The organism is Comamonas sp. GB3 AK4-5, from assembly GCF_041320665.1.
Lineage (GTDB): Bacteria > Pseudomonadota > Gammaproteobacteria > Burkholderiales > Burkholderiaceae_C > Comamonas.
Genome location: NZ_CP166730.1, coordinates 3,852,234 through 3,859,707, shown reverse-complemented (window position 1 = coordinate 3,859,707; position 7,474 = coordinate 3,852,234). Strand labels below are relative to the sequence as shown.

The 7,474-nt window shown below is 63.3% G+C and carries 6 protein-coding genes; 5 read left to right on the top strand and 1 reads right to left on the bottom strand.

The window, feature by feature from the left end; translation table 11 throughout:
- Positions 1-213: 213 nt before the first annotated feature.
- On the bottom strand, positions 214-579 hold the full coding sequence (locus ACA027_RS17410; protein WP_370679456.1) for a hypothetical protein: 366 nt from the start codon (positions 577-579) through the stop codon (positions 214-216).
- Positions 580-1,162: 583 nt separating this feature from the next.
- Between ACA027_RS17410 and ACA027_RS17405 the strand changes: the two genes are divergently transcribed.
- The 5 genes from ACA027_RS17405 to ACA027_RS17385 are packed head-to-tail and all read left to right on the top strand — an operon-like array spanning position 1,163 to position 7,468.
- Entirely contained in the window at positions 1,163-2,638 is a 1,476-nt protein-coding gene (locus tag ACA027_RS17405) for a ShlB/FhaC/HecB family hemolysin secretion/activation protein (RefSeq protein ID WP_370682617.1), read from the top strand.
- 54 nt (positions 2,639-2,692) lie between these two features.
- Complete coding sequence (locus tag ACA027_RS17400; protein ID WP_370679455.1) at positions 2,693-4,456, top strand: DUF2341 domain-containing protein; 1,764 nt, start codon at positions 2,693-2,695, stop codon at positions 4,454-4,456.
- A gap of 3 nt (positions 4,457-4,459) precedes the next feature.
- The gene (locus ACA027_RS17395) at positions 4,460-4,876 is read left to right on the top strand and encodes an ExbD/TolR family protein (RefSeq protein ID WP_370679454.1); all 417 of its coding nucleotides are present in this window, start codon (positions 4,460-4,462) and stop codon (positions 4,874-4,876) included.
- Between the two features lie 16 nt (positions 4,877-4,892).
- Positions 4,893-5,594 (top strand): hypothetical protein, encoded by a 702-nt coding sequence (locus ACA027_RS17390; RefSeq protein ID WP_370679453.1) that lies wholly within the window; start codon positions 4,893-4,895, stop codon positions 5,592-5,594.
- A 56-nt stretch (positions 5,595-5,650) separates the two neighbouring features.
- Entirely contained in the window at positions 5,651-7,468 is a 1,818-nt protein-coding gene (locus ACA027_RS17385; protein ID WP_370679452.1) for a putative porin, read from the top strand.
- The last annotated feature ends 6 nt before the right edge of the window (positions 7,469-7,474 follow it).

Below are 7,474 nucleotides of genomic sequence, written 5' to 3'. Positions count from 1 at the left end.
CGTACCTCTGTACTGCCTGCGACTTTGCGCCTCGTCTCAAACGCAAATCCTCGATTTGCTGGGCTGTGTGAGTGGCTCTAAGCACGTTCTAGCGCGCACCCATGCCCGCCCCCTGCGCTCGTGCGCAGGGGCGGGCATTTGCTTTTGGGGAAGGCTGGAGCGTGCGTGCGCCATCCGGCCCGCATGCCTCTGTTTTGATGGAAGAGGGCGCGCTCAGCGTGGAATGGACGGAATCGGGCTGGGTGTCCCCGGCGTTTCGGGTGGGCGCTGTGGAAAGGCCGAGATGCCGAACTGATTGCCCATGCGATGGCCTGTGGCCGCGCGGTTGAACAGACCCAGCTGGTTGGATGGCCGTTGGGTGATGGCCTCGGCCGCCAGGGGATCGCTGGCATGGCGCTGGGCCGCTGTCGGCGCCGCCTGGGGTTGGGGGCTGAGCTTGCTGGTGAGGCATTCAAACGAGGGCGGCACACGCTGCCCGTCAACCTCGACCTCCAAGCACGATGCCGAGACATTCACCTGAGGCAGCGCTGCCTCAGGGGCTTGCGCTGCGCAGGTGGCTGGCCACAGCCATGTGCTCAAAAGCGCGGCCACAAGTCCTGTTGCGGGCATCCGTTGCCATGGGCCTCCCACAGCCTGGCCCTCGGCCCAGCTTGGCGGTGAAACAAACCAGTTGCCCCTGTGTTCGGTGCAAGAGGCCGGCCAATGCGCAGCCGTGCCCGAGCGGTTGTGGGTATCCATCCGAAGTCACTCCGTATGAGGGGTGTGGCGCAGCTTGGCGCAAGGCTGGGCATTGTCCGGGCACCACAAGGCGTGTTGATGACGGTTGTGGTTCTGTCATCGGCGACCTGTAGGGCGGCCAAGGATTTTTATGAAGTTTTCGTGACAAATAGCGGTTTCGCCAAACCCCAAACGTCTATGTATCAGGACGTGTTTTCTGTCATCTGAACACTTCACGATGGCAATGCCACCTTGTGTCCGGACACCAGATTTTGGGAATCGAGTTCATCCAATGAATGCAATGAGAACGAGCGCAGGCCTTGTGCAGCGAAGTGCGAAAAGCCTGGCAGCCATGGTCGTGTGCGCAGTTGTAGGGCCCGTATGGGCGCAGGCCCAACAGCTAGATTCCGCAGCACCGCAGCAGGCAGAGCGCGCCGTGGATGTCATGGAGTACATCGTGCGGGGCAATACCGTGCTGGATGCCTATGCCATCGAGCAAGCGGTGACGCCTTTTCTGGGCCCGGGAAAGACCTTGAAGGACATTGAAAGCGCACGCGATGCCTTGCTGGCCGTCTACCAGGCCAGGGGCTACCAGTCCGTGTATGTGGACCTGCCGGAGCAACAGGTCACGGAAGGTCTGGTGTTTTTGCAGGTCAATGAAACCCGTGTGGGCCGGGTGCGAGTGGTGGGCTCTGCATACAGCTCCCCCGTGGAAGTGCGTGACCAGGTTCCCGCCTTGCGTGAAGGTGCGGTACCCGACTTCAACCAGGCACAGCAAGAGCTCACCGTGCTCAACCGCACCGGAAAACGCCAGGTCATGCCACTGGTACGCCAGGGCAGCATGCCCGGCACCATGGACGTGGACCTGAAGGTGGAGGACAGCAGTCCATGGCGTGCCAGCCTGGGCCTGAACAATGACCGCAGCGCCGACACCAAGCCTTTGCGCCTGTCTGCCTCCATCGGTCATGATAATTTGTGGCAGCTGGGGCACAGCGCATCGCTCAGCATTTTCACCACGCCGGAAGATCTGAACCAGACCCGGGTCTGGTCTGGTTCGTACTCGGCGCCTGTGCGCGGCACGCATTGGAGTCTCGACGTCTCGGCCTACAGCTCCGACAGCAATGTGTCCACCGTGGGCGGAACCAGCGTGATCGGCAAGGGCTATGGCGTGGGCCTGAAGGCCGGTTACACCGTGCCCGACAGCGGCTCCTGGTGGCACAACTTCAGCGCGGGTGTGGACTTCAAGAACAACAAGGAATCCCTGCGCTTTGGCCAAGGCGGTGACGATGTGCCGCTCAAGTACGCGCCCATCACCCTGGCCTATTCGGGCTTTTATCAGGGGGAGCAACTGCAGTACGGCCTGGGCTTCTCGGTCGTGACCGGTACGCGCAGTCTTCTGGGATGGGGCAGCGATTGGCGGGCTTTTCATTACAAGCGCTACAAGGCCTCTTCTAGCTTTCAGGTGCTCAAGGCTGATTTCAACGGCAGCTATGCGCTGGCCAATGCATCCCAGCTGGGCTGGCGTTTCGCGGGCCAGCTGACCGACTCTCCGCTGGTGTCGGGTGAGCAGATCGCCGCTGGCGGTGCCAACTCCGTGCGCGGCTATCTCTCGGCCGAAACCACGGGAGATGTCGGAACCGTGGCATCGCTGGAGTGGCGCACCCGCCCGTTGACCTGGCTGGGCGATTCCATAGAAGGCTGGCGTGCCTATGTCTTTGCCGACGCCGCCCACCTGCGCCTGCGCACGCCCATGGTCGAGCAGCAGTCCAAATTTTCGCTGGCATCACTGGGTGTCGGCACCAGCTTCCGTGTGGGTCAGGGCCTGAGCGCGCGACTGGACCTGGGCTATCCGCTCAAGGACGGGCCGCGCACGCAAAAGCATGAGCCTCGTCTCACCTTCAACCTCAATGCCAGCTATTGAGCCGGCGCTGATTCCTCGTAGTTCGTTTTCTCGAGTCCTCGGAGACATCCTGTCATGCGACGTATTTTTTTCCTGATTTTCTCGGCGTTGAGCGCTCTTTTGCCGAGCCTGGCGCAAGCGGCCTGGTGGCAGGCTGACTGGGCTTACCGCAAACCCATCACCATCGATGCCGGCCCGCAAGGCGGGGCCATAGGCGCTGATGCGGGGCGCACCCCCGTGCTGGTGCGCCTGCATACCGGCAATTTCAACTTTGACGGCGTGAGCGATACCGGCGCGGACCTGCGCTTTATCGCGGGCGACGACAAGACGGTGCTCAACCACCAGATCGAACAGTTCGACCCCTTGCTGGGCATGGCCCTGATCTGGGTGGACATGCCCGCGCTGCCGGTGGCCACACCCCAGCAGATCTGGATGTACTACGGCAACAAAAAAGCCCCTGCATCGGGCAATGGCCAGCGCACTTTCGATCCGGACTACACGCTGATCTACCACTTTGCCGAAAGCGGCGTGCCCGCACGCGACACCACGGCCTATGGCAACCATGCGCAAACCATGACGCCCTCGGCAGAAGCCACCCTGATCGGCCGCGGTGCCATGCTGGGCAATGCCGCCTTGGCGCTGCCTGCCTCGCCTTCGCTGGCGGTGGCTGCCGGTGGCGCTTTCACCTTCAGCGCCTGGGTGCGCCCCGAAACGCTGGGCGCTCGCCAGGTGGTGTATTCGCGCCGCGATGGCGCGGGTGAGCTGGTGGTGGGGGTGGACCTGGGCGTGCCCTTTGTGCAGGTCAACGGCCAGCGCAGCAACCCGGGTCAGCCCATACAGGCTGGTCAGTGGTCGCACCTGGCCGTCAAGGCCGAAGGCCAGGCCGTGACCCTGCTGGTTGGCGGCCACCCCGCGGCCACGCTGGCGGTGGCCCTGCCGGCGCTCAACACGCCTGCATCGCTGGGTGTGGACACCGTGGCCGCAGCCGGCTTTGCTCCCTTTGTGGGCGCGATCGACGAGCTGCGCATTTCCAAGTTGGCCCGCCCCGACAGCCTGCTGCTGGCTGACGCCGTATCGCAAGGTGCCGAGTCACGCATGATGGCTTTTGGTGCCGATGAGCAGCAGGCCGGCAAAAGCCACTTTGGCTTCATCCTGGCCGCCATGCCGCTGGATGCCTGGATTGTGGTGGCCGTGCTGGGCCTGATGATGGCTTTCTCCTGGATGATCATGATCGGCAAGGGCCGCAGCTACGGCGCCATCTCGCGCGCCAATGCGGTCTTCATGGGCTTCTTCCGCGAGACGGCGGGAGCCCCGCTTGACAGCTTGGCCAAGGGCAGCAGGGTGCCTGAGTCGGTCAAAAGCGATTCCTCTCTGTGGCGCCTGTATGCGGTGGCCATCGAAGAAATGGGCCGCCGCCATGCCCGTGGCTATGACCTGAATGCGGTGTCGACGGCCACCATCGGCGCCATCCGCGCCGCCATGGACGGCGTGATGGTGCGCGAAAACGAAAGCATGTCCAAGCGCATGAACTGGCTGTCGACCACCATCGAAGGTGCGCCTTACGTAGGTCTGTTCGGCACGGTGATCGGCATCATGCTGGTGTTCGTGGTGGCGGCCATGGCCGGGGCTGTGGACATCAACTCGGTGGCGCCCGGCATGGCGGCCGCGCTCTTGTGTACCGCGGCCGGCCTGGGTGTGGCGATCCCCGCATTGTTTGGCTACAACTGGCTGGCATCGCGCTCGGACGCCATCGGCGCCGACATGGCCGTGTTTGTCGATGAGTTCGCCACCCGCCTTGCCGAAGAGCAGGGCGAGGGCCGCAACCTGCGGAGTGCCTGAGCCATGGCCAATGCAGCTGCCAAATTCGGCACCAAGAAGCGCTCCGGGGGCATCAACATCACGCCCTTTGTGGACGTGCTGCTGGTAGTGCTGGTGATTTTCATCCTGACCAGCAATGCCAGCATTCCCGGCATCAAGGTGGATCTGCCCAAGGCCAGCGCTTCGGTGGCCCTGGAAAAGCCCAAGACCAAGGCGATTTCCATCGACAACGACGGCCGCGTGTTCCTGGATGCCTATCCGGTCACCCTGCCCGAGCTGGAAGAGCGTCTGCGCACCGAAAAGGCGCTGTCGCCGGACTTCCCCGTCATCGTGCGCGGCGACTCGGCCGTGCAGTACGCCAAGGTGGTCGAGGTGCTGGACCTGCTGCGCCGCATCGACCTGAACCAGATTGGCCTCGTGACCGGCAAGCCTGCCGCGTGAGGAGTGCCAATTGACTATGCGCAATTCCAATGCACCGCAGCCCACGCCGGCCGCCACCTGGTGGCGTCGTTGGGGCGGTTGGGCGATGGGTGTGGCTGTGGGCCTGGTGGCGCTGGCGGTGCTGTGGTATTTGCTGGCCGGTACGGCCAGCACCAAACGCGAGGTGGCCGCAACGTCGATGGTGATGTTGCCGCCGCCTCCACCACCGCCGCCAGAGCCTGAGAAGCTGCCTGAGCCCGAGCCGGAAAAGGTGGAGCCCCAGATCACCGAGGTCGAGCCCACGCCGGTCGAGTCCATGGAAAAGCCCATGGACGATGCCGCGCCCAGCCCCTCCCAGGATATGGGTGACCCCATGACGATGAATGCAGATGCCCAGGCCGGCACCGACGGCATCGCCGTAGGCGGCGGAGGGGGCATGACCGGCGGTGGTGGTGGGCTGGGTGCCGGCTCTTACCAGCGCTACATCTCGGCCAAGCTGCAGCAGGCCCTTGCGCGTGATCCCCGCACCCGCAGCCTGGTGTTCAGCGATCTGCGCGTTGACCTGTGGCTGGCGGCAGATGGTCGTATCACCAAGGTGCAGCTTGCCCAGGGCAGCAGCAACGACAAGACCGAAGAGCTGGTGCTGGCCATGCTGCGCGAACTCCAGGTCATGGATGAACGACCACCGCCCTCCATGCGCTTCCCCATGCGCGTTGCCATGAACGGCCGCCGCCCTTGAGCCTTTTGCAAGTTCTTGGCCGCTCTTTTGCTTCTCCCCCTATTTCTGTTTCAACCATGACTTATTTCGTCTCTCCCTCCATTGCCGCAAGGCGTATTGCGCTGCGATGCCCTCCGCTGGCCCGCAGTGCGCAGGCCGCCGCCGTGGCAGCGGCCATTGCGCTGACCTCCTTGACGGCCCACGCGCAAACCTCGAAATGGGATGCTCCGGTCAAGGACAGCGCCATGGTCCAGCTCATTCGCGGCCTGATCCAAAGTGGGGCGCTTGCCAAGGATGTGGGCGAGGCCTTGCTGGCCCAGGCGCAGACCGAGTCGATGGCCGCCCAGCAGACACAGCGCCAAGCTGCTGCTGTGGCTGCAGGAACGGCGGCGGGCTCCACCAATGCCTTGCGACCCGCTGCAGGCGATGTGCGCGTTCCCTATATTTCGCAGACTGTGCGCGATGAGATCCGCAACGAGATCAAGGGCGAGGTCATGGCCCAGGCCAAGGCCGAAGGTTGGGCGGCGCCCAATGAGACCCCGGAGTGGACCCAGCGCATACGCTTTGAAGGCGATATGCGGGTGCGCAGCGAGTCGCGTTTCTTCGCGGGGGGCAACAGCAACGAAGTCGTGGATTACGGCGCCATCAACAATGGCAACGGCTATGACGTGAACCTCAATACGGCAGCCGGTTTTCCGCCCCTGCTCAACACGCGCCAGAACCGCCAGAACCAGCTGCGTGCCAGGGCGCGTATCGGCGTGGTGGCCGAGATATCGGAGTCCACCCAGGCAGGCGTGCGCCTTGCCACCGGCAGCGACAGCAGCCCGGTGTCGACCACCCAGACCCTGGGCGGCGGCCTGGGAAAAAAGAATGTCTGGCTGGACCAGGCCTGGCTGTCGCACAAGCCATTTGACGGGGTGACGGTGACCGGGGGACGTTTTGCCAACCCCTTTGTGGCGACCGACATGCTGTTTTCCAGTGACCTGAATCTGGACGGTATTGCGCTGCAATACCAAAAGCCGCTGCCTTCCAACAAAGACCTGGAGCTGTTTGGCACGCTGGGCATTATTCCGCTGGAGTATTCGTCGGACAACTTCCCTTCGCGTTCGCTCGAAAAGGCATCCAGCCAGGTCAAATGGCTGCTGGGCCTGCAGGCCGGTGCCAACTGGAAGCTCGATAACCACAACCGCCTGCGCGGGGCGCTGGCGTACTACGACTTCCGCAATGTCAACGGTCAGCTGTCGACCCCTTGCGCGCTGTATGCCGGCGCTGAAACCTGCAGCACCGACTGGGCGCGCCCCGCCTTTATGCAAAAGGGCAATACGCTGATGCTGTTGCGCAATATTGCGCTGAACCCCAACGACCCGGCGAATACGGCCCAGCCGCAGTACTTTGGCCTGGCCTCGAAATTCCAGCTGCTGGATGTGAACATGCGCTGGGACACCAAGGTGGCCGGTGGCTTCGGTCTGCGCCTGGATGCCAACCTGGTGCGCAACATGGCCTACGACAAGGATGAGATGTTCCGCCGCGCCAATGGCGGCATCATCAACAACTATGGTGCGAATGCCCCCTTGATTCCGACCAAGGCCGACTTCAAGAGCGGTGGCAATGCCTACATGCTGCAAGCCACCCTGGGCAAGCCCAGCCCTGCAGCGCGTGGCGACTGGAACGTGCTGGCGGGCTACAAGCGCATAGAGCCCGATGCCATGCCTGATGGCTACAACGACTCCTCCTTCCACATGGGCGGCACCAATGCGCGCGGCTATTACATCGGCGGCTCGTATGCGATCGACAAGAACACCTGGTTCACCGGCCGCTGGATGTCCACCAAGGAGGTCTATGGCGCCCCCTATCAAGTCGACATGCTGCAGCTTGAATTCAATGCGCGTTTCTAGAAGGAA